Raw genomic sequence first — 19,836 nt, 5'->3', positions numbered from 1 at the left:
CGCATGTCCGCCATATCGCACGCCCGCGTGGCGGCGTCGCTACAATGACGTACTGACTCCAACGATTCCCGATTCCATCGATGTCGAACCCGAATCCCGCGGCGCCGCGCGCGCCGATGCTGTCGACCGCCGAGGCGCTCGCCGCGCTGCTCGATGCCGCGCAGCCGCTGCCCGGCGCCGAAACCGTCGCCACGCTCGACGCGCTCGGCCGCGTGCTGGCGGCCGACGTGAGTTCGCCGCTCGACGTGCCGCCGATGCATACGAGCGCGATGGACGGTTATGCGGTGCGCGTCGCCGACCTGCTGCACGGCGATCGACGCTTGCCGGTGTCGCAGCGCATTCCGGCCGGCCATCCGGCCGCGCCGCTCGCGGCCGGCACGGCCGCGCGGATCTTCACCGGCGCGACGGTGCCGCCCGGCGCCGATGCCGTCGTGATGCAGGAGCAGACGTCGGCCGACGGCGACGCGGTCGAGATCCTCCACACGCCGAAGGCCGGCGAATGGATCACCGCGCAGGGCGCGGACATCCGGCAGGGTGCGGTGATCCTGCCGGCCGGCACGCGGCTCACGCCGCAGGCGCTCGGCCTGGCCGCATCGGTCGGCTGCGCGCAACTGTCGGTCGCGCGGCGGATTCGCGTGGCGGTGTTCTTCACCGGCGACGAACTGACGATGCCCGGCGAGCCGCTGAAGCCCGGTGCGATCTACAACTCGAACCGCTTCACGCTGCGCGGGCTGCTCGAGCGGCTCGGCTGCCACGTGACCGACTACGGGATCGTGCCCGACTCGCTGGCCGCGACGCGCGACACGCTGCGCGAGGCCGCCCGCGATCACGACGTGATCCTGACGAGCGGCGGCGTGTCGGTCGGCGACGAGGACCACGTGAAGCCGGCCGTCGAGGCCGAAGGGCGGCTCGCGCTGTGGCAGATCGCGATGAAGCCCGGCAAGCCGCTCGCGTACGGCGCGGTGCGCCGCGGCGACGAGCGCGCCGACGCGCATTTCATCGGGCTGCCCGGCAATCCCGTCTCGAGCTTCGTCACGTTCCTGCTGTTCGTGCGGCCGTTCCTGCTGCGCCTGTCCGGTGTGCGCGACGTCGCGCCGCGCGCGTTGTCGCTGCGTGCCGATTTTTCGCAGAGCAAGGGCGACCGGCGCAACGAATTCCTGCGTGCGCGCGTCAATGCGGCCGGCGGCCTCGACCTGTTCCCGAACCAGAGCTCGGCCGTGCTCACGTCGACGGTCTGGGGCGACGGCCTGATCGACAATCCGCCGCAGCACGCGATCAGCGCAGGCGAGACCGTGCGTTTCATCCCGTTTTCCGAATTGCTGTCGTAACGCGGCGGCTCCCCGAACCATGAAGATTCAGCTGAAATTTTTTGCAAGCGTGCGTGAAGCACTGGGCGTGGCCGACGAAGAAGCCGACGTGCCGGACAGCGTGACGACCGTCGGCGACGTGCGCGCGTGGCTGCGCGTGCGCGGCGGCGCGTGGGCCGACACGCTCGCCGAAGGGCGCGCACTGCGCATGGCCTGCAACCACGAGATGACCGACCCCGACACGCGGCTTACCGAAGGTTGCGAGGTCGCGTTCTTCCCGCCGGTGACGGGCGGTTGAGGCTTGCAAGGGGCCCGGGCAAGCGCTGAAGCGCTCACTCGGGTCGACCGCGAAGCATGGGACCCGAGTAAGCGCTAAAGCGCTAACTCGGGTCGACAGCGATGCATGGGACCCGAGTAAGCGCTAAAGCGCCAACTCGGGTCGACAGGAGCAGACGATGGCTATGGTGCGAGTCCAGACCGACGATTTCGATCTGAATGCCGAAGTGGCGGCGTTGCGCGCGCGCAACCCGAAGATCGGCGCGGTCGCGTGCTTCGTCGGCACGGTGCGTGACCTGAACGAAGGCGATGCGGTCGCCGTCATGGAACTCGAGCACTATCCGGGCATGACCGAGAAGGCGCTCGAGAAGATCGCGGCCGAGGCCGGCCGCCGCTGGCCGGGCATCGACGTCGCGATCGTGCATCGGGTCGGCAGGCTGCTGCCCCTCGACCAGATCGTGATGGTCGCGACGGTCGCGTCGCACCGCGGCGATGCGTTCGCGTCGTGCGAGTTCGTGATGGACTATCTGAAGACCGAGGCGCCGTTCTGGAAAAAGGAAACGACGCCGGACGGCGAGCGCTGGGTCGATGCGCGCAATACCGACGACGCCGCGCTCGCGCGCTGGGGCCTCGAGTCGGGCAACACGCCGCGCTGAGCGCGGCACCCGGGCGATGCGGCGACGTGCCGCATGCACGCCATCGTCGTGCGTGACGGGCGTTACGCGTCCGGGTCGACGCCGCGCCCGATGATCTTCGTCGGAAACGGCTCGCCGCGGGCGCGCGACGGCAACCCATGCGGATCGTCGTCCGTGTCGCGGCGGCGCGGCGCGATCGCGTCGAGGAGCGCCTGCTGCTCGGGTGGAATCCGGTAGTCCCAACCGAACCGGCTCAACTGCAGGCTCTGCGCGATCCGCAATGCGGGCTCCATGAAACGGATCGCCGCGGGCGGCGCGTAGCGCGCGTCGACGGTCTTCAGGAACAGCGACAGCCAGCGGCTGAAATGGGCCGGCTCGATCCCCTCGAGCGGCTGGTGCGCTTGCTGCACGTTGCCGCGATAGCCCTTGGTGCCGAGCACGAGGCTCGACCAGAACGTCACCATCTTCGGCAGATGATCGTCCCAGCGCCCGGCCAGCTTCGCGTCGAACACGGGCCCGAGCAGCGGATCGGCGCGCACGCGGTCGTAGAACGCGTAGACGAGGTCGCGGATGTTGTCTTCGGTCGGCTCGGCGTCGCGAGGGCGGGCCGGTGCGGGTTCGGGCGAGGCGGGCAGGGCAGTCATGACAAAAAAGGGGCCGGTGGATCGGGGCGGCGGCGCGGGAGACGAGCAGGACGCCGGCCGGATTTTGACGCAAAATAGCGTCCTGTAACCCCTGAAAACGTGTAGATACTGCGCATCTTATTGCGCGCACGCGCTTCCGGCAACCCGCGGCCGCGCCACGGCACCATCATCGGCCCTGCACGCATCGAGAGCCGCCCGGCTGAGGTAATCGGGGCACGATCGATCTTTTCCGTATTCGCTCATGAGACTCACCGACTACACCGACTATTCGCTACGCGTGATGCTGTACCTGGCCGTGCGCGGTGACGGGCTCGCGACGATCCAGGAGATCTCGGACGCCTACGGCATCTCGAAGAACCATCTGATGAAAGTCGTCCAGCGACTCGGCGAACTGGGCTGGGTCGACACCGTTCGCGGCCGCAACGGCGGGTTGCGGCTGTTTGCCGATTCGCTGGAACTGACGGTCGGCCAGGTCGTGCGGGCGACCGAGAACGACTTCGCGCTGGTCGGCTGCTTTTCGCCCGACGGCAGCGAGTCGCGCGGCTGCGTGATCGAGCCGCAGTGCCGGCTGAAGGGCGTGCTGGCGGCCGCGCGCGATGCGTTCTTCGCGGAACTCGATCGTCACACGCTCGGCAACCTGGCCGAGCCCGCGTCACCGCTCATGGCGCTGCTCGGCATCCGTCCGGTCGCGCTCGTGCGTTCCGCACCAATGCCGGACGACGCGCCGGCCGCCGCCGAGCCGTCGTCGAAGGCCCACTGACACACGGGCGCCGCGCGCCGACTCCGCCCCCTCATCACACCGCTGGACCGTTTTCAGGCTATCCGGCAATTTTTGCGCTGAATCAACCCGAATTTCGCTTGAAAGCCGCATGACCATCCTCATCTTGGTGGTAATCGAAAATTGGAGGTCTCGACTAAATGAGAATCGACAAGCTCACCACCAAGTTCCAGGAAGCACTCGCGGACGCGCAAAGCCTTGCGGCCGGCCGCGACAATCAATACATCGAACCCGTTCACGTGCTGGCGGCGCTCGTCGCGCAGCAGGACGGCTCGGCCCGCTCGCTGATGTCGCGCGCGGGCGTGCACGTGCAGGCGCTGCAAGGCGCGCTGAACGAAGCGATCTCGCGCCTGCCGCAAGTGACGGGCACGGGCGGCGACATCCAGATCGGCCGTGAGTTGGCCGGGCTGCTGAACCAGGCCGACAAGGAAGCGCAGAAGCTCAACGACACGTTCATCGCGAGCGAGATGTTCCTGCTCGCCGTGTCCGACGACAAGGGCGAGGCCGGCAAGCTCGCACGCCAGCACGGCCTCACGCGCAAGTCGCTCGAAGCCGCGATCGCCGCGGTGCGCGGCGGCTCGCAGGTGCACAGCCAGGACGCGGAAAGCCAGCGCGAGGCGCTGAAGAAATACACGGTCGACCTGACCGAGCGCGCCCGCGCGGGCAAGCTCGATCCGGTGATCGGCCGCGACGACGAAATCCGCCGCTCGATCCAGATCCTGCAGCGCCGCACCAAGAACAACCCGGTGCTGATCGGCGAGCCGGGTGTCGGCAAGACCGCGATCGTCGAAGGGCTCGCGCAGCGGATCGTCAACGGCGAAGTGCCCGAGACGCTGAAGGGCAAGCGCGTGCTGTCGCTCGACATGGCCGCGCTGCTCGCCGGCGCGAAGTATCGCGGCGAGTTCGAGGAGCGCCTGAAGGCGGTGCTCAACGACATCGCGAAGGACGAAGGGCAGACGATCGTGTTCATCGATGAGATCCACACGATGGTCGGGGCAGGCAAGGCCGAAGGCGCGATGGACGCGGGCAACATGCTGAAGCCGGCGCTGTCGCGCGGCGAGCTGCACTGCATCGGCGCGACCACGCTCGACGAATACCGCAAATACATCGAGAAGGACGCCGCGCTCGAGCGCCGCTTCCAGAAGGTGCTCGTCGACGAGCCGAGCGTCGAGGCGACGATCGCGATCCTGCGCGGGCTGCAGGAGAAGTACGAACTGCACCACGGCGTGGACATCACCGACCCGGCGATCGTCGCCGCGGCCGAGCTGTCGCATCGCTACATCACCGACCGCTTCCTGCCCGACAAGGCCATCGACCTGATCGACGAAGCCGCTTCGAAGATCAAGATGGAAATCGATTCGAAGCCCGAAGAGATGGACAAGCTCGACCGCCGTCTGATCCAGCTGAAGATCGAGCGCGAAGCGGTGAAGAAGGAGCAGGACGAAGCGTCGCAGAAGCGCCTGCAGCTGATCGAGGAAGAGATCGACCGCCTCGGCCGCGAATATGCGGACCTGGAGGAGATCTGGACCGCCGAGAAGGCCGCGGTGCAGGGCAGCGCGCAGCTCAAGGAAGAGATCGAGAAGGTGCGGGCGGACATCGCGCGCCTGCAGCGTGAAGGCAAGCTGGAAAAGGTCGCCGAGCTGCAGTACGGCAAGCTGCCGCAGCTCGAGTCGCAACTGAAGCAGGTCACGCAGGCCGAAGAGCAGGAGCAGCACAACCCGACCCGCCCGCGCCTGCTGCGCACGCAGGTCGGCGCCGAGGAAATCGCGGAGGTCGTGTCGCGTTCGACGGGCATTCCCGTGTCGCGGATGATGCAGGGCGAACGCGAGAAGCTGCTGCACATCGAGGAAAAGCTGCACGAGCGCGTGGTCGGCCAGGACGAAGCGATCAGCGCGGTGGCCGATGCGATCCGTCGCTCGCGCGCAGGTCTCGCCGATCCGAACCGTCCGTACGGCTCGTTCCTGTTCCTCGGCCCGACGGGGGTCGGCAAGACCGAGCTGTGCAAGGCGCTGGCGTCGTTCCTGTTCGATTCGGAAGAGCACCTGATTCGCATCGACATGAGCGAGTTCATGGAGAAGCACAGCGTCGCGCGGCTGATCGGCGCGCCGCCGGGCTATGTCGGCTACGAGGAAGGCGGCTACCTGACGGAAGCCGTGCGTCGCAAGCCGTACAGCGTGATCCTGCTCGACGAGATCGAGAAGGCGCATCCGGACGTGTTCAACGTGCTGCTGCAGGTGCTCGACGACGGCCGCATGACCGACGGGCAGGGGCGCACGGTCGACTTCAAGAACACGGTGATCGTGATGACGTCGAACCTCGGCTCGCAGGTGATCCAGGCGATGACGGGGGCGCCGCAGGAAGAGATCAAGGACGCCGTGTGGCTCGAGGTGAAGCAGCATTTCCGTCCCGAGTTCCTGAACCGGATCGACGACGTCGTCGTGTTCCATGCGCTCGACCGCAGCAACATCGAGTCGATCGCGAAGATCCAGCTCGCGCGCCTGCACGACCGGCTCGCGAAGCTCGACATGGCGCTCGACGTGTCGCCCGCGGCGCTCGAGCAGATCGGGAAGGTCGGCTACGATCCGCTGTTCGGCGCCCGGCCGCTGAAGCGCGCGATCCAGCAGGAGATCGAGAACCCGGTCGCGAAGCTGATCCTCGCCGGCCGCTTCGGCCCGAAGGACGTGATCCCGGTCGACGTCAACGACGGCCAGTTCGTGTTCGACCGCGTCGTTCACTGATCGCCTGCCGATCGGCAGCGTGCCCGGTTCGCACCGGGCGCAAAAACGAACACCCCGCCTCGGCGGGGTGTTTGCTTATGGAGCGGCCGAACGGGCCGTCCGGTCGCGGCGGGCGCTCAGGCCTGCTTGTTGCCGCCGAACATGCCGGCGAGCTGCGTGAGCGTGCCGAGCACGTTCGACGTGTCGACCTGGCCGCCGGCCGGGACTTCGCCGTTCGGCGTCGCATGGTTCACGACGTGCGGCAGCACCTGCGCGAGGATCGACGAGGCCTGCGCCGGATCGATGCCGACCTTGCTCGCGAGCGAGCCGATGACGTCCGAGCCCAGCACGTTCTGCAGCGTGTCCGGCGAGATCGGCTGGTTTTCGCCGTTGCCGACCCACGAACCGATCACGTCGCCGGCGCCGCCGGCCTTGAACTTCTCGATCAGCCCGTTCAGGCCGCCCGGCTGGTTGTTGATGAATTCGAGCGCGGTCGCGATCAGCGCGCTTTGCGAGTTGCCGCCGGCCTGGCCGCCGATCAGACCGCCAACGATGTCGAGGAGACCCATGGTTCTTCACCTTCACTGAAAAGGGCGCCGTGACGACGGCGCCCGTTGAACGAATGCCGCGCGCACGCCGTCGCGCGCGCGGCGCACATCAGGCGCCCGACGCCGCGGCGGCGGAGGCTGCCTTGTCCTTCTTGCTCTTCTTCTTACCCTTCGTCGCCTTCGTAGACGACGCGGCCGCCGGTGCGCTCGCACCCGCGTCGGCGGATGCCGCGGCAGCCGCTGCCGCCTTTTCCTTCTTCGATGCACGCTTGGTCTTGGCCGGCTTGGCCGCCGCTTCCGGTGCGCTCGCCGTCGGCGCGGGCGCCGCGGTCGTCGTGCCGGCCGTCGCGGTCGTGGACGTCGATGCGGTGCCTGCCGACGTCGTGGTCGACGTGGTCGCGGACGTCGTCGCGGCCGGCTTCGACAGCTTCACGCCCTTCGGCGGCGTCGACGCGCCGCCGATCGTCAGGCCGTTTTCCTCGAGATGCCCGACCGACTTCGTGCCGAGGCCCTTCACGCGGTTTGCGAGATCGTCGGCGTCCTTGAACGGGCCGTTCTTGGTGCGTTCGTCGATGATCGCCTTCGACTTCACGGGCCCGAGACCCTTCACGGATTCGAGCGCGGCCTGGTCGGCCGTGTTGACTTCGACGGCCGCGGCGAGGCCGGCGGCGAGCGACAGCGATAGCGCGACGAACAGCATCAGCAGCTTTTTCAGCATGGCAAGGGCTCCCTGGTTCTGACGGATGAATGGCTGTTGCAACGGACGACGGGGCGCGAGATGGCCGGGCGTCGCCGTTAAGCATAGGACAAATGCGTGCCCTTTTTAAGACAAGCTGACCGAATCTTGCTGAAGGCTTGCGGTGCTGTAAAGGCCGAAACCGATGCCATGCGCCGATTTTGACCATTCTTTACGGTGTCGCCGGTTGTCGCGACGCTGGCCGTTCGACAACGCTTGACTTAGAGTGAACTCTAACTCCTAACCTTGTTCCTGCCATGTCGAAAACCGTTTCCCAACCCACCGCCGCCGGTCCGCTGACGATCGGGCAAGTCGCCGAACTGACGGGCGTGTCGACGCACACCTTGCGGTATTACGAGCAGGCCGGCCTGCTGCGCGCGATTTCGCGCACGGCGGCCGGGCACCGGCTCTATGCGCCGGCCGACCTCGACTGGCTGGACTTCGTGATGCGCCTGAAGGCGACCGGCATGCCGATCGCGCAGATGCAGGCGTTCGCGGTGCTGCGCGAGCAGGGCGAATCGACGTTCGGCGCGCGGCGCGACTTGCTGGTCGCGCATCGCGACGCGGTGCGCGCGCATATCGCGGAGCTGCAGGCGAGCCTCGATGCGATCGGCGAGAAGATCGCGTACTACGAGGCGCGGGAACGGGAAACGGCACGACGGGCGAATCCTTCTCACGCTTTATCGGAACAGGACGGACACGATGGAACAACTCGTTGAGGATCGCTACACGCGCGGCTGGAACAAACTCAAGGAAATCGACGGCGAAGTGGGCGAACGCGTGATCGCGGCGCTTGCGCCGATCGCGCCGGACTTCGCGCGGCTGCTGGTCGAATTCAGCTTCGGCGACATCTACAGCCGGCCGCAACTCGACCTGAGGGCGCGCGAAATCGCGACGATCGCCGCGCTGGCCGCGCTCGGCAACGCGCAGCCGCAATTGAAGGTGCATATCGAGGCCGCGCTGAACGTCGGCTGCACGCGCGACGAGATCGTCGAGGTGTTCATGCAGATGGCCGTGTACGCGGGGATGCCGGCCGCGCTCAACGCGCTGTTCGCCGCGCGCGAAGTGTTCACGCGCCGCGACGAGGCGGCCGGCGTGGCGGACGACGCGAACGAAGCGGCCGGGCAGCCCGCCTGACGAAGCGTGCGCGCGTGCGTCACGCACGGTGCGGCGCGACGATCCGGTACTTCGCGATGCGCCGGTACAGTGTCGCGCGCGACATGCCGAGCGCGCGGGCGGCCGCGTCGGGCCGCCAGCGATGCGCGGTGAGCGCGGCGACGATGCGGCCGCGCTCGTCGTCCGGCAGCGCGCCCGCCGGGGCGCCGCCGAGTTGCGCGGCGAGGTCGGCCGGCAGGTCGCGCCGCGTCACGCGCGCGGCGTCGCATACCGCGCACGCATAGCGCAACACGTTGCGCAGTTGGCGCACGTTGCCCGGCCATGGGTACGCGGCGAGCTGTTCGGCGAGCGTCGCGTCGAGCGTGAGCACGTGGCCGGTCGCCTGCGCTTCCTCGGCGAATACGGCGGCGATCACGTCGCGCACGTCCGCGCGTTCGCGCAACGGCGGCAGGTCGAACGTCGCGCCGCTCAACCGGTAGTACAGGTCTTCGCGGAACGTGCCGTCGGCCACCATCCGGGGGAGATCGCGGTGGGTCGCGCAGATCACGTCGAGGTCGACGCGCACGGGCGTATCGCTGCCGAGCGGCACCACCTCGCCGTCGGCCAGTACGCGCAACAGACGCGTCTGCAGCGCGAGCGGCATGTCGCCGATTTCATCGAGAAACAGCGTACCGCCGTCGGCGAGCGCGATCTTGCCGCGCGCGCCGTGCTTGCGTGCGCCGGTGAACGCGCCGGCCGCATAACCGAACAGTTCGCTCTCGATCAGCGCTTCCGGCAGCGCGCCGCAGTTGACGGCGACGAACGGCCGCGCGCGCCGTGCGCCGGCGTCGTGGATCGCGCGGGCGAACACTTCCTTGCCCGCGCCGGTTTCGCCGAGCACGAGGATCGGCAGCCGCTTGCTCGCGACCCGCAGCGCGAGTTCCGCCTGTTGCGCGATGCGCGGGTCGCTGCTGTTCAGGAACGGCGTGAGCGCGCCGACGTGACGCGGCACGGCGGTGCCCGGGCGGCGCGATGCCGCGCCGGGTTCGCGGCCGGCGCGCCGTAGCGGCGCACGCAGCCGCGCGTAGAGCGGCGCGCCGGTCGCGCGCAGCCGCAGCGCGACGATCGCATCGAGCCGCGCGGCGTCGCGCAGCGGCATCTCGGTCGCATCGAAGATCTCGTCGATATGGCGCGGCTCGCGCAGCGCCGGCAGCGCGTCGCGCGCGTGCCGGTTCGCGGCGACGATGTTGCCGCATTCGTCGAACGCGATCAGCCACTCGGGCTGCGCCTCGACGTAGTGACGGTTCGGATGCCCGAACAATATCCAGTGCTGCGCGGTGCTGTGCACGAAGTAGCCGTCCTCGATCAGCGCCGCGCTCTGTCGCACGAGCTGGTAGACGAGGCGCTGGCTGTCGCGGCCGTCCGGCGAGTGCACGGCCGACGCGTCGAGCACGCCGATCAGTTCGCCGCCCGGCGAGAAGATCGGCGCCGCGCTGCACGTGAGCGTCGTGAACGCCGCGCGAAAGTGATCGGTCTTGTGCACGGTGATGGGTGCGAGATCGGTCAGCACGCTCGCGACGCCGCAGGTGCCTTCCTCGCTTTCCGACCAGCACGAGCCGATGTGCAGCCCCGCGTGACGGAAGTCGTTGCGGCGTTCGCGGTCGATCCGGTAGTCGATCGTCACGCCGTGCGCGTCGGTCAGCATCACGCAGTAGTCGGCGACGCGGATCATGTCGTGCAGCCGCGTCAGGCACTGGCCCGACGCGCGCAGGAAGGCTTCTTCCTTGTCGCGTACTTCGCGCAGCTCCGCCGCGGTCAGCACGCGCGGGCCGATCGACGAAGCGGGGTCGAGACGGTAGCGCTCCAGCGACCGCTGCCACGACGACACGAGGCGCGCGGAATCCGCCGGCGCGGGCAGGCGTCCGGCGAGCGCGCCAAGGACACGGTCGGCGTGCTGGGCCTGGGGGACGGCGTAGGGCATGGTCGGCTCCGGTTCCGTACGGCGGGATGTCGCCGTTCTTGTAGCACATCCGGTCCGGCGGATCACATTGCATCGCAGCACGCGATGCGCGTGAGACGGTCGTCTCACCGATATCGCAGCACGTCTCGCGCCATTGAGACGGCCGGATGCATGGCGTGCGGCCCGACGCCGCCTGCGCGACGCCGCGCGAACGCTGGGTTTGCGGCGGAACGTCGCGCAGGCGCGAGCGCCGCGCAGGCGCGAGCGCCGCGACGATCGCGTTCGCCCTATCGGCGACGTGAGACGTCCCGGCGAATTCGATGCGCGCCGTGTCGTCACGGTCGCGCATTCCGAACCCGCGCAGGCCCGCCGCGCCAGTGCGGACGCGGGTTTCGCGGCCGTCGCACGCACGATGGCACGCCGCTTGCAGAGATGAGGGCAAGCCGGCGCGATTGCATCGGCAACGACGATCCGCCGCCCGTCGATGGCGGCGGACGAAACAGGCGGAGCCGGCGCGTGCCAATGCGCGGGCCCTGTCGACTGGATGGAGACAAACCCGTGACGACGCCCGTTACCGTCGGCGTGATCGCGAACCCCGCGTCGGGGCGCGACATCCGCCGCCTCACGACGCATGCATCCGTGTTTCCGACCGCGGAGAAGGCGAACATGATCGTGCGCCTGCTGGCCGGCCTCGGCGCGATGGGCGTCGAGCGCGTGCTGACGCTGCGCGACCGCACGGGCATCGCGACGCTGCTGCTGCGCGCGATCGACACGCATCGCGCGGTCGCGCCGCACGAGCGCTGGCCCGAGGTCGAATTCGTCGACCTGCCGATCACCGATACCGTCGCCGATACGCAGGCCGGCGCGGCCTATCTGCACCGGATGGACGTGTCGCTGATCGTCGTGCTCGGCGGCGACGGCACCCATCGCGCGGTGGCCGCGCATTGCGGCGCGACGCCGCTCGTCGCGCTGTCCACCGGCACCAACAACGCGTTCCCCGAACATCGCGAGGCGACCGTCGCCGGCGTCGCGGCAGGGCTCGCCGCGAGCGGCGCGGTGCCGGCCGAGGTCGCGTTCGTGCGCAACAAGCGGCTCGTCGTGCGCTGTGTCGCGGGCGCGCAGCCGGGGCGCGAAGAGATCGCGCTCGTCGACGTGTGCGCCGCGCGGCAGCGCTTCGTCGGCGCGCGCGCGATCTCCGGCTCCGACGACATCGACTCGCTCTACCTGACGTTCGCCGAACCGGACGGCATCGGCCTGTCCGCGCTCGGCGGCGCATGGGCGCCGTTGGAACGCAGCGCGCCGCACGGGCTTGCGATGCGGTTCGCGCAAGCCGGCAACGCGGCCGGCACGCCGCTCGTCGCGCCGATCGCGCCAGGGCGCGTCGACCGTGTCGTGATGCGCAGTTGCGAGCGGCTCGAGCCGGGTGCGTGGCACGCGGTTCCGTTCGAGCGCGGCACGCTTGCGTTCGACGGCGAGCGCGAGATCGAGGTCGCGCGCGGGGATCGCTACGAGATTTCGCTCGATTGGCGCGGGCCGTTGACGGTCGACGTCGGCCGCACGCTGCGCTACGCATCGTCGCGGCAATTGCTGCGCGACGCCGGTGCGCGGCACGAGTGAACGCCAAAGTCCGCCGCCGCGGCATGGCCGGGGCGGCATTCGCAGTCAGACCTACCCAGGAGACACACATGACCGCTTCGACCCAGCTCAGCAGGGACACGCTGCTGGACGCCTATCGGCTGATGCGCACGATCCGCGAATTCGAGGAACGCCTGCACGTCGAATTCGCGACCGGCGAGATTCCCGGCTTCGTTCACCTGTACGCGGGCGAGGAGGCGTCCGCCGTCGGCACGATGCTGCACCTCGGCCTCGACGACTACGTGGCCACCACGCACCGCGGCCACGGCCATTGCATCGCGAAGGGCGTCGACGTGCACGGGATGATGGCCGAAATCTACGGCAAGAAGACGGGTGTCTGCCACGGCAAGGGCGGCTCGATGCACATCGCCGACCTGTCGATGGGAATGCTCGGCGCGAACGGGATCGTCGGCGCGGGCGGCCCGCTCGTGTGCGGCGCGGCGCTCGCGGCCAAGCACAAGAAGACGGGCGGCGTCGGCGTGTGCTTCTTCGGCGATGGCGCATCGAACCAGGGCGTGATCTTCGAATCGATGAACCTCGCGTCGGTGTGGCGGCTGCCCGCGATCTTCGTCGCCGAAAACAACGGCTATGCGGAAGCGACGTCGTCGAGCTGGTCGGTTGCGACCGACAACATCGCCGATCGGGCAAACGGGTTCGGGATGCCGGGCGTGATCGTCGACGGCTTCGACTTCTTCGCGGTGCACGAGGCGCTCGGCGAGGCCGTCGAGCGTGCGCGCAACGGCGGCGGCCCGACGCTCGTCGAGGTGAAGTTCACACGCTATTTCGGCCACTTCGAGGGCGATGCGCAAACCTACCGCGCGCCGGGCGAAGTGCAGAAGCTGCGCGACGAGAAGGACTGCCTGAAGCATTTCGAAACGCGCGTCGTGCGCGCCGAAGCGCTGACGACCGACGACCTGCGCGCGATCGACGCCCAGGTGAAGGCGCTGATCGACGACGCGGTCGCGCAGGCGAAGGCCGCGCCGCTGCCGGATGCCGCCGACCTGCTCGCCGACGTCTACGTGTCGTATCCGTGAGCGCGGGCTGACCACGCTGCCGACACGGCGAACCGAACATTCCAGGAGACAGACATGGCAAGGAAGATCACTTATTCGCAGGCGATCAACGAGGCGCTCGCGCAGGAAATGGCGCGCGACGACAGCGTGATCGTGATGGGCGAGGACAACGCGGGCGGCGCGGGCGCGCCGGGCGAGGACGACGCGTGGGGCGGCGTGCTCGGCGTGACGAAGGGGCTGTTCCACAAGTTTCCGGGCCGCGTGCTCGATACGCCGCTGTCGGAGGGCGGCTACATCGGCGCGGCGGTCGGCGCGGCCGCGTGCGGGATGCGGCCCGTCGCGGAACTGATGTTCGTCGATTTCATGGGCGTGTGCTTCGACCAGATCTTCAACCAGGCCGCGAAATTCCGCTACATGTTCGGCGGCAAGGCCGTGACGCCGGTCGTGATCCGCGCGATGTACGGTGCCGGCCTGCGCGCGGCCGCGCAGCACTCGCAGATGCTCACGTCGCTGTTCACGCACATCCCGGGGCTGAAGGTCGTGTGCCCGTCGACGCCGTACGACGCGAAGGGGCTGCTGATCCAGGCGATCCGCGACAACGATCCCGTGATCTTCCTCGAACACAAGCTGCTCTATACGCGCGAGGGCGACGTCCCGGAGGAATCCTATGCGATTCCGTTCGGCGAGGCGAACGTGACGCGCGACGGCGACGACGCGACGATCGTCACGTACGGCCGGATGGTGCATCTCGCGATGGACGCGGCCGCGACGCTCGCGAAGGACGGCATCCAGTGCGACGTGATCGACCTGCGCACGACGTCGCCGCTCGACGAGGAAACGATTCTCGAGAGCGCCGGGCGTACCGGGCGCGTGGTGGTCGTCGACGAAGCGAACCCGCGCTGCTCGATCGCGACCGACATCGCCGCGCTCGTCGCGCAGCGCGCGTTCCGCTCGCTGAAGGCGCCGATCGAGCTCGTCACCGCGCCGCATACGCCCGCGCCGTTCGCCGGCGTGCTGGAAGACCTGTATATCCCGTCCGCCGATGCGATTGCGCAGGCGGTCCTGAAGACGAGGAGCTGACACGATGTCGATTCACATGATCACGATGCCCAAGTGGGGGCTGTCGATGGAGCAGGGGCAGGTCAACGGCTGGCTGAAGGCGATCGGCGAACGCGTGACGAAGGGCGACGAGGTGCTCGACGTCGAGACCGACAAGATCTCGTCGGGCGTCGAGTGCGCGTTCGACGGCACACTGCGCCGGCAGGTCGCGCAGGAGGGCGAGACGCTGCCCGTCGGCGCGCTGCTCGGCGTCGTCGCGGCCGCCGATGCGAGCGACGCCGACATCGATGCGGCGATCGCCGACTTCCAGCGCGATTTCGTGCCGAGCGCGGCTACCGACGAGGCGGCCGGCCCGCAGCCGGAGAAGGCGCAGATCGGCGGCCGCACGATCCGCTTCCTGAAGCTGGGCGACGGTGCGGGCACGCCGGCCGTGCTGATCCACGGCTTCGGCGGCGACCTGAACAACTGGCTGTTCAATCACGCGGATCTCGCCGCGCACCGGCCGGTGTGGGCGCTCGATCTGCCCGGCCACGGCGAGTCGGGCAAGGCGGTCGAGACCGGCAGCCTCGATGAACTGGCCGACGCGGTGCTCGCGCTGCTCGATGCGCAGCACATCGAGCGCGCGCATCTGATCGGCCATTCGATGGGCGGCGCGGTCGCGATGACGGCGGCCGAGCGTGCGCCGCAACGCGTCGCATCGCTCACGCTGATCGCGAGCGCGGGGCTCGGCGCCGACATCAACCGCGCGTACATCGACGGCTTCGTCGCCGGCAACAGCCGCAACACGCTGAAGCCGCACCTCGGTGCGCTGTTCGCGGACAACGCGCTGGTCACGCGGCAGCTCGTCGAGGATCTCGTCAAGTACAAGCGGCTCGAAGGCGTGCAGGCCGCGCTCGAGAAAATCGCGCATGCCGCGTTCGACGGCGCCACGCAGCGGCGCGTGTTCCGCGACCGGCTCGCGGCGCTTGCGCCGCGCACGCTCGTGATCTGGGGCGAGCGCGACCAGGTGATTCCCGCGCAGCATGCGCAGGGTTTGCCGGACGGCGTGCGCGCCGAGGTGATCGCCGGCAGCGGCCACATGGTGCAGATGGAGGCGGCCGCCGACGTGAACCGCCTGATCGCCGCGTTCCTCGGAGACTGACGATGGCCGCCGCGCTCGAACGACCCAGCCTCACGGCGCTCGGCCAGCCCGGCGCGCGAAGTCGCGACAAGCTCGCGCGCATTCCGGTGCGCGTCGAGCCCGCGGCCGGCGCGGTCTTGCCGAAGCCGTCGTGGCTGCGCGCACGGCCGATGATGAGCGCGGCGGTGGCCGACATGGCCGCCGTGTTGCGCGAGCATCGGCTGCATTCCGTCTGCGAGGAGGCGATGTGTCCGAACATCGGCGAATGCTTCGCGCAGCGCACCGCGACCTTCATGATCATGGGCGGGCTGTGTACGCGGCGGTGCGCGTTCTGCGATGTCGCGCACGGCCGTCCCGAGCCGCTCGATCCCGGCGAGCCCGCGCGGCTGGCCGACGCGGAGGCGGCGCTCGGGTTGCGCTACGTCGTGATCACGTCGGTCGACCGCGACGACCTGCGCGACGGCGGCGCCGCGCATTTCGCCGCATGCATCGCGGCGGTGCGCGCGCGCGTACCGGGCATCGGCGTCGAGGTGCTGACGCCGGACTTCCGCGGCCGCGCGGCCCGTGCGCTCGACGCGTTGTCGTCGGCGTGGCCCGACGTGTTCAATCACAACATCGAGACGGTGCCGTCGCTGTACCGGGCGGCGCGGCCGGGCGCCGACTATCGCGGCTCGCTCGAGCTGCTCGCGCAGGCGAAGGCCGCGCGGCCGACGCTCGTGACGAAATCGGGACTGATGCTCGGGCTCGGCGAGCGCGACGACGAGGTGCGCGACACGCTGCGCGACCTGCGCGCGCACGAGGTCGACGTGCTGACGCTCGGCCAGTATCTCGCGCCGTCGGCGCACCATCTGCCGGTGCGGCGCTACGTGAGTCCGGACGCCTTCGCCGCCTGGCGCGACGAGGCGCTCGCGCTCGGTTTCAGGGAAGTCGTCGCCGGCCCGCTCGTGCGGTCGTCGTATCACGCGGCCGACGTGCTGGAGGACGCGTAGCGCGCCGCACGTCAGGCCGCGGCGGTGGCGGGCGCGCGGCCGATGTGGCGCAGGTACAGCACGAGCCCCGCGCCCGCCAGCATCAGGCTGACCGTGTTCGCGAACCAGAAGCCGCGCGCGCCGATCAGCCACGCGGGCGCGATGCCGCCGACGTCGAAGCCGAGCACGTAGCCGCCGCTGAGTCCGACGCCCCACAGCGCGACCGCATAGATCACGGTCGGCACGACCGCCACCTTGTATGCGCGCAGCACGAACGCCGACGTGACCTGCAGCGCATCGAACACGTGGTAGCACGCGACGATCGCGACGAGCGGCATCGCGGCCGCGGCGACGGCCGGGTTCGGCGTATAGCCGCCGATGATCAGCGGGCGCAGCGCGAACACGAGCACGCCGTAGGCGGCCGCCACGCCGCACGCGAACATCACGCTGTGCCGGCCGAGCAGCCGGGCTTCCTCGACGCGTCCGGCGCCGAGCGCGCGCGCGACCAGCGTCGACGCCGCCACGCCGATCGACAGCGGCGTCATGTACAGCACCGCGCCGATGTTGCCGGCGATCTGGTGGCCGGCGAGCGTCGTCGTGCCGAACTGCGCGATGAACAGCGCCATGCACGTGTAGGACGTGACTTCGATCAGGTACGACAGACCCATCGGCACGCCGAGTTTCAGGATCGCCTTCTGGCGCGCCCACACGGGCCAGCAGAAGCGCGAGAAGATCGCGAGCGGCGCGAACACGTCGAGCTTCGCGAGCAGCGCGTAGCCGATCAGCGCGAGCGCCCAGTTGATCAGCGTGCTGGCGAGGCCGCAGCCGGGGCCGCCGAGCGCCGGTACGCCGAAGCCGCCGAAGATGAACCACACGTTCAGCGGAAACTTGAGCAGCAGCGCGCCGATCTGCAGGATCATCGCGAGCCGCGGCTTGCCGGCCGCGTTGGTCAGCGCGTTGTAGATGCGGAAGACGAGGCTGGCGGGCAGCCCGTACGACAGGATGCGCAGGTAGTCGACGGTGCGGTCGTGCAGCGCGGCGGGTGCGTGCGCGACGCGCAGCAGCGGTTCGGGAAAATGCAGCAGCAGGAAGCCCGGAATCGAGAGCAGCAGCGCGAGCCACAGCGCCTGGCGCACTTCCTCGCCGATCTCGGCATAGCGCCGCGCGCCGTACAGCTGCCCGGTGATCGGCTGCAGCGCGGACAGGATGCCCGTCAGGCCGATGTAGATCGAGACGTAGATCGACGAGCCGAGCCCCAGCGCGGCGAGATCGACGGCCGAGTAGCGGCCGACCATCGCGGTGTCGATCACGCCGAACGCGATGATCGCGAGCTGGCCGACCAGCACCGGCCACGCGAGACCGACGATCCGGCGGATGTCGCCGAGCATCGTCAATCGGCCGCCTGGCGGCGCGGCGGACGCCGCTTGACGGGCGTCTTCGGCCGTTCGATGCGCTCGTACAGGCGGAAGCGCTCGTCGCGGTCGGCGACGCGGCGGCCTTCCCAGACGAGACGCCACACGTATTGCGACATCGCGCTCGGCTCGCCGAAGTCGGCGCGGTCCTGGCGCAGGATCACGTCGCAGTCGCCGGAGAAATCGAAGTGCATGTTGCCGAAGTACGCGAAGGTCGCGATCTGCGCGTCGCCGAGCCGCACCGGCGAAATGCACTCGTAGTCGGACGGCAGGTGTACGGCGATCTGTTGCGCGACGTCGCGATAGGTGCGGCCGTAGTTGACGATCGGCAGCCACAGCGTCATCAGCAGCACCCACATCAGCGTGGTGCCCGCGCTCGACAGCACGACGCTGCGCCACAGCACCTTCGGCTGTCGCGAGACGCGCCAGCGCACGAGGAAGCACCAGCACACGGTGACGATCACCGCGCAGACGAACGACAGGATCTTGAAATGCGGCTCGTAGCCGGGCACGAGGCGCGCGAGGTTGCGCGCGAGCGGATGCGGGAAGCCGGTGAGCGACGCGAGCCACACGAGCCACACGAAGGTGCCGAGGATCGTGAAGCTCAGCACCGCGAACCAGTCGATCGCGTTGATCGCGCCGCGCTTGAGGGTCGGCAGCGCGAACGTCGCGAGCACCGCGAGCGGCGGCAGCAGCAGCATGTACATGCGGTTCGACTGCTGGCTTTGCAGGATCACGAGCGCGACGAGCGGCACGGCAACCGACAGCGGAATCGCGATGTGCGCACGGCGGCGCATGCCGGCCCAGCTCCACCACGCCCAGATCGCGAGCGGCCACGCGGGCCACGTGAACAGCGGCAGGTTCTTCGCCGCATAGCCGAGCACGGCCGTCGGCGGGCCCGAAAAGCGCATCAGGCTGCCGTGAATCCACTGGTTGAAGAACCAGGCGGCGTCGTCCGGCGCCGCGACGAAGGCGGCGAGCGGCCAGAGCGCGAAGATCGCGGCCGCGAGCGGCACGCCGACCAGCGGCAGGCGCAGGTTGCGCATCTCGGGCGTCACGAGCCACAGCGCGGCCGTGCCCGCGAGCAGTGCGACGACCAGCACCGGGTTGCCGGACAGCGCGACGAGGCCGATCGCGAGGCCCCACCACAGTGCGCCTTGCAGCGGCTTGTCGATGCCGCGCACGATCCCGTAGACGAGCATCGCGATCCACGCGAACTGCGCAAGCTGCGGCGTCGTTTCGTGCCCGCGTTCCGCGAGGCCGAAGCAGGCGACGAGCACCAGCAGCGCGCCGTCCGCGAGCGTGCGGCCGTAGTCGCGCGGTTCGGGTTCGCCGCCGAATGCGTATTTGAACGGTTGAACCTCGGCGCGCCGGCCGAGGAGGTAGGCCGCGTACCAGACGAACGCGCACGCGACGCAGAACAGCACGCCGGTGTCGACGCGCGACGCGTTGCTCGCGTCGACCCACGGGCCGAGGCCGCGGATCGACAGCGCGCCGAGCCAGTAGCCGAGCGGCCCGTCGGTCGTGATGAATTTGCCGACCAGGTTCGGCAGCAGCCAGTCGTGCCAGCCGCCCTTGGCCATCGTCCACATCACGCCGAAGCCCGCCGCATCCTCGTTTTTCCACGGGTCGCGACCGAACAGGCCGAACGCCGCGTAAACGCAGCAGAGCGTGAGCAGCAGCCAGCGCGGCAGCGCGCGCGTGGCGGAGGCGGTGAGACGGACGACAGGCTTCATGCAGATGAGCGATTTGTTATGGGCGGGCGGCCGGTGCGGTGGCGCGCGGTCGAGCCGGTTTCGAGCATCCGGCATTGTAGTCGCGCCCGCTGTTGTGCGTCAGGTCGTTGCCCGGGCGCGGGATGGCGCTTCCCGGCGAGCAGAGACAAAAAAGGGCAGCCTGGGCTGCCCTTTCGTGCGGTACCGGTGCGTTGCAA

General features: G+C 69.3%; 18 protein-coding genes. 12 read left to right on the top strand and 6 right to left on the bottom strand.

What is annotated here, in order from left to right; translation table 11 throughout:
- Positions 1–80 precede the first annotated feature (80 nt).
- From WS54_RS22605 to WS54_RS22595, 3 genes are all read left to right on the top strand, one after another.
- Positions 81–1,328: a molybdopterin molybdotransferase MoeA gene (locus WS54_RS22605; RefSeq protein WP_059781015.1), complete on the top strand. Its 1,248-nt coding sequence runs from the start codon at positions 81–83 to the stop codon at positions 1,326–1,328.
- 19 nt (positions 1,329–1,347) lie between these two features.
- On the top strand, positions 1,348–1,605 hold the full coding sequence (moaD, locus tag WS54_RS22600; protein ID WP_050013225.1) for a molybdopterin converting factor subunit 1: 258 nt from the start codon (positions 1,348–1,350) through the stop codon (positions 1,603–1,605).
- 157 nt (positions 1,606–1,762) lie between these two features.
- A complete protein-coding gene (locus tag WS54_RS22595; RefSeq protein WP_059781017.1) occupies positions 1,763–2,239 on the top strand; it encodes a molybdenum cofactor biosynthesis protein MoaE in 477 nt (158 codons plus the stop codon).
- Between the two features lie 62 nt (positions 2,240–2,301).
- On the opposite strand, the gene WS54_RS22590 is transcribed toward WS54_RS22595, so the two are convergent.
- Positions 2,302–2,862 (bottom strand): group III truncated hemoglobin, encoded by a 561-nt coding sequence (locus WS54_RS22590; RefSeq protein WP_059781019.1) that lies wholly within the window; start codon positions 2,860–2,862, stop codon positions 2,302–2,304.
- Positions 2,863–3,103: 241 nt separating this feature from the next.
- On the opposite strand from WS54_RS22590, the gene WS54_RS22585 reads away from it, so the two are divergent.
- Together WS54_RS22585 and clpB are read left to right on the top strand one after the other, a co-directional pair.
- On the top strand, positions 3,104–3,622 hold the full coding sequence (locus WS54_RS22585; RefSeq protein ID WP_059781021.1) for an Rrf2 family transcriptional regulator: 519 nt from the start codon (positions 3,104–3,106) through the stop codon (positions 3,620–3,622).
- A 158-nt stretch (positions 3,623–3,780) separates the two neighbouring features.
- A complete protein-coding gene (clpB, locus tag WS54_RS22580) occupies positions 3,781–6,378 on the top strand; it encodes an ATP-dependent chaperone ClpB (protein WP_034207470.1) in 2,598 nt (865 codons plus the stop codon).
- A gap of 116 nt (positions 6,379–6,494) precedes the next feature.
- Here the strand turns inward: clpB and WS54_RS22575 are convergent, their stop codons facing one another.
- The gene (locus tag WS54_RS22575) at positions 6,495–6,926 is read right to left on the bottom strand and encodes a YidB family protein (protein ID WP_059781024.1); all 432 of its coding nucleotides are present in this window, start codon (positions 6,924–6,926) and stop codon (positions 6,495–6,497) included.
- Positions 6,927–7,014: 88 nt separating this feature from the next.
- Complete coding sequence (locus WS54_RS22570; RefSeq protein ID WP_034207468.1) at positions 7,015–7,623, bottom strand: ComEA family DNA-binding protein; 609 nt, start codon at positions 7,621–7,623, stop codon at positions 7,015–7,017.
- 275 nt (positions 7,624–7,898) lie between these two features.
- On the opposite strand from WS54_RS22570, the gene WS54_RS22565 reads away from it, so the two are divergent.
- Both WS54_RS22565 and WS54_RS22560 read left to right on the top strand, forming a co-directional pair.
- Complete coding sequence (locus WS54_RS22565) at positions 7,899–8,360, top strand: MerR family transcriptional regulator (RefSeq protein ID WP_034207467.1); 462 nt, start codon at positions 7,899–7,901, stop codon at positions 8,358–8,360.
- Positions 8,344–8,778, top strand: a complete 435-nt coding sequence (locus tag WS54_RS22560) for a carboxymuconolactone decarboxylase family protein (protein WP_059781026.1) — start codon at positions 8,344–8,346, stop codon at positions 8,776–8,778. Before WS54_RS22565 ends, WS54_RS22560 begins: the two co-directional genes overlap by 17 nt.
- Positions 8,779–8,797: 19 nt before the next feature.
- On the opposite strand, the gene WS54_RS22555 is transcribed toward WS54_RS22560, so the two are convergent.
- Entirely contained in the window at positions 8,798–10,717 is a 1,920-nt protein-coding gene (locus tag WS54_RS22555) for a sigma-54-dependent Fis family transcriptional regulator (RefSeq protein ID WP_059781029.1), read from the bottom strand.
- A 537-nt stretch (positions 10,718–11,254) separates the two neighbouring features.
- Here WS54_RS22555 and WS54_RS22550 point away from each other — a divergent pair.
- The 5 genes from WS54_RS22550 to lipA all read left to right on the top strand — a co-directional run bounded on the left by WS54_RS22550 (position 11,255) and on the right by lipA (position 16,512).
- The gene (locus WS54_RS22550; protein WP_059781031.1) at positions 11,255–12,313 is read left to right on the top strand and encodes an ATP-NAD kinase family protein; all 1,059 of its coding nucleotides are present in this window, start codon (positions 11,255–11,257) and stop codon (positions 12,311–12,313) included.
- Between the two features lie 68 nt (positions 12,314–12,381).
- Positions 12,382–13,365 (top strand): thiamine pyrophosphate-dependent dehydrogenase E1 component subunit alpha, encoded by a 984-nt coding sequence (locus tag WS54_RS22545; RefSeq protein ID WP_059781033.1) that lies wholly within the window; start codon positions 12,382–12,384, stop codon positions 13,363–13,365.
- Positions 13,366–13,419: 54 nt separating this feature from the next.
- Entirely contained in the window at positions 13,420–14,424 is a 1,005-nt protein-coding gene (locus tag WS54_RS22540) for an alpha-ketoacid dehydrogenase subunit beta (RefSeq protein WP_034207461.1), read from the top strand.
- A 4-nt stretch (positions 14,425–14,428) separates the two neighbouring features.
- Positions 14,429–15,544 carry an acetoin dehydrogenase dihydrolipoyllysine-residue acetyltransferase subunit gene (locus tag WS54_RS22535; RefSeq protein ID WP_059781035.1) on the top strand — a complete coding sequence of 372 codons (1,116 nt, stop codon included), beginning with the start codon at positions 14,429–14,431 and terminating at the stop codon, positions 15,542–15,544.
- 2 nt (positions 15,545–15,546) lie between these two features.
- On the top strand, positions 15,547–16,512 hold the full coding sequence (gene lipA / locus WS54_RS22530) for a lipoyl synthase (protein WP_059781038.1): 966 nt from the start codon (positions 15,547–15,549) through the stop codon (positions 16,510–16,512).
- 11 nt (positions 16,513–16,523) lie between these two features.
- Here lipA and WS54_RS22525 read toward each other — a convergent pair whose 3' ends face one another.
- Both WS54_RS22525 and WS54_RS22520 read right to left on the bottom strand, forming a co-directional pair.
- Positions 16,524–17,879 carry an MATE family efflux transporter gene (locus WS54_RS22525; protein WP_059781040.1) on the bottom strand — a complete coding sequence of 452 codons (1,356 nt, stop codon included), beginning with the start codon at positions 17,877–17,879 and terminating at the stop codon, positions 16,524–16,526.
- Positions 17,880–17,881: 2 nt separating this feature from the next.
- Positions 17,882–19,714, bottom strand: coding sequence for an ArnT family glycosyltransferase (locus WS54_RS22520; protein ID WP_082725069.1), 1,833 nt, complete (start codon positions 19,712–19,714; stop codon positions 17,882–17,884).
- Positions 19,715–19,836 lie beyond the last annotated feature (122 nt).

It is taken from the genome of Burkholderia sp. NRF60-BP8, assembly GCF_001522585.2.
Classification (GTDB): domain Bacteria; phylum Pseudomonadota; class Gammaproteobacteria; order Burkholderiales; family Burkholderiaceae; genus Burkholderia.
This window is presented reverse-complemented; position numbering and strand designations above follow the sequence as displayed.

Bases quoted from the DNA above. Each gene is read 5' to 3' on its own strand.
- WS54_RS22605 (WP_059781015.1), top strand. From the start codon at position 81: ATGTCGAACCCGAATCCCGCGGCGCCGCGCGCGCCGATGCTGTCGACC.
- moaD (WP_050013225.1), top strand. From the start codon at position 1,348: ATGAAGATTCAGCTGAAATTTTTTGCAAGCGTGCGTGAAGCACTGGGC.
- WS54_RS22595 (WP_059781017.1), top strand. From the start codon at position 1,763: ATGGCTATGGTGCGAGTCCAGACCGACGATTTCGATCTGAATGCCGAA.
- WS54_RS22590 (WP_059781019.1), bottom strand. From the start codon at position 2,862: ATGACTGCCCTGCCCGCCTCGCCCGAACCCGCACCGGCCCGCCCTCGC.
- WS54_RS22585 (WP_059781021.1), top strand. From the start codon at position 3,104: ATGAGACTCACCGACTACACCGACTATTCGCTACGCGTGATGCTGTAC.
- clpB (WP_034207470.1), top strand. From the start codon at position 3,781: ATGAGAATCGACAAGCTCACCACCAAGTTCCAGGAAGCACTCGCGGAC.
- WS54_RS22575 (WP_059781024.1), bottom strand. From the start codon at position 6,926: ATGGGTCTCCTCGACATCGTTGGCGGTCTGATCGGCGGCCAGGCCGGC.
- WS54_RS22570 (WP_034207468.1), bottom strand. From the start codon at position 7,623: ATGCTGAAAAAGCTGCTGATGCTGTTCGTCGCGCTATCGCTGTCGCTC.
- WS54_RS22565 (WP_034207467.1), top strand. From the start codon at position 7,899: ATGTCGAAAACCGTTTCCCAACCCACCGCCGCCGGTCCGCTGACGATC.
- WS54_RS22560 (WP_059781026.1), top strand. From the start codon at position 8,344: ATGGAACAACTCGTTGAGGATCGCTACACGCGCGGCTGGAACAAACTC.
- WS54_RS22555 (WP_059781029.1), bottom strand. From the start codon at position 10,717: ATGCCCTACGCCGTCCCCCAGGCCCAGCACGCCGACCGTGTCCTTGGC.
- WS54_RS22545 (WP_059781033.1), top strand. From the start codon at position 12,382: ATGACCGCTTCGACCCAGCTCAGCAGGGACACGCTGCTGGACGCCTAT.
- WS54_RS22540 (WP_034207461.1), top strand. From the start codon at position 13,420: ATGGCAAGGAAGATCACTTATTCGCAGGCGATCAACGAGGCGCTCGCG.
- WS54_RS22535 (WP_059781035.1), top strand. From the start codon at position 14,429: ATGTCGATTCACATGATCACGATGCCCAAGTGGGGGCTGTCGATGGAG.
- lipA (WP_059781038.1), top strand. From the start codon at position 15,547: ATGGCCGCCGCGCTCGAACGACCCAGCCTCACGGCGCTCGGCCAGCCC.
- WS54_RS22525 (WP_059781040.1), bottom strand. From the start codon at position 17,879: ATGCTCGGCGACATCCGCCGGATCGTCGGTCTCGCGTGGCCGGTGCTG.
- WS54_RS22520 (WP_082725069.1), bottom strand. From the start codon at position 19,714: ATGCCGGATGCTCGAAACCGGCTCGACCGCGCGCCACCGCACCGGCCG.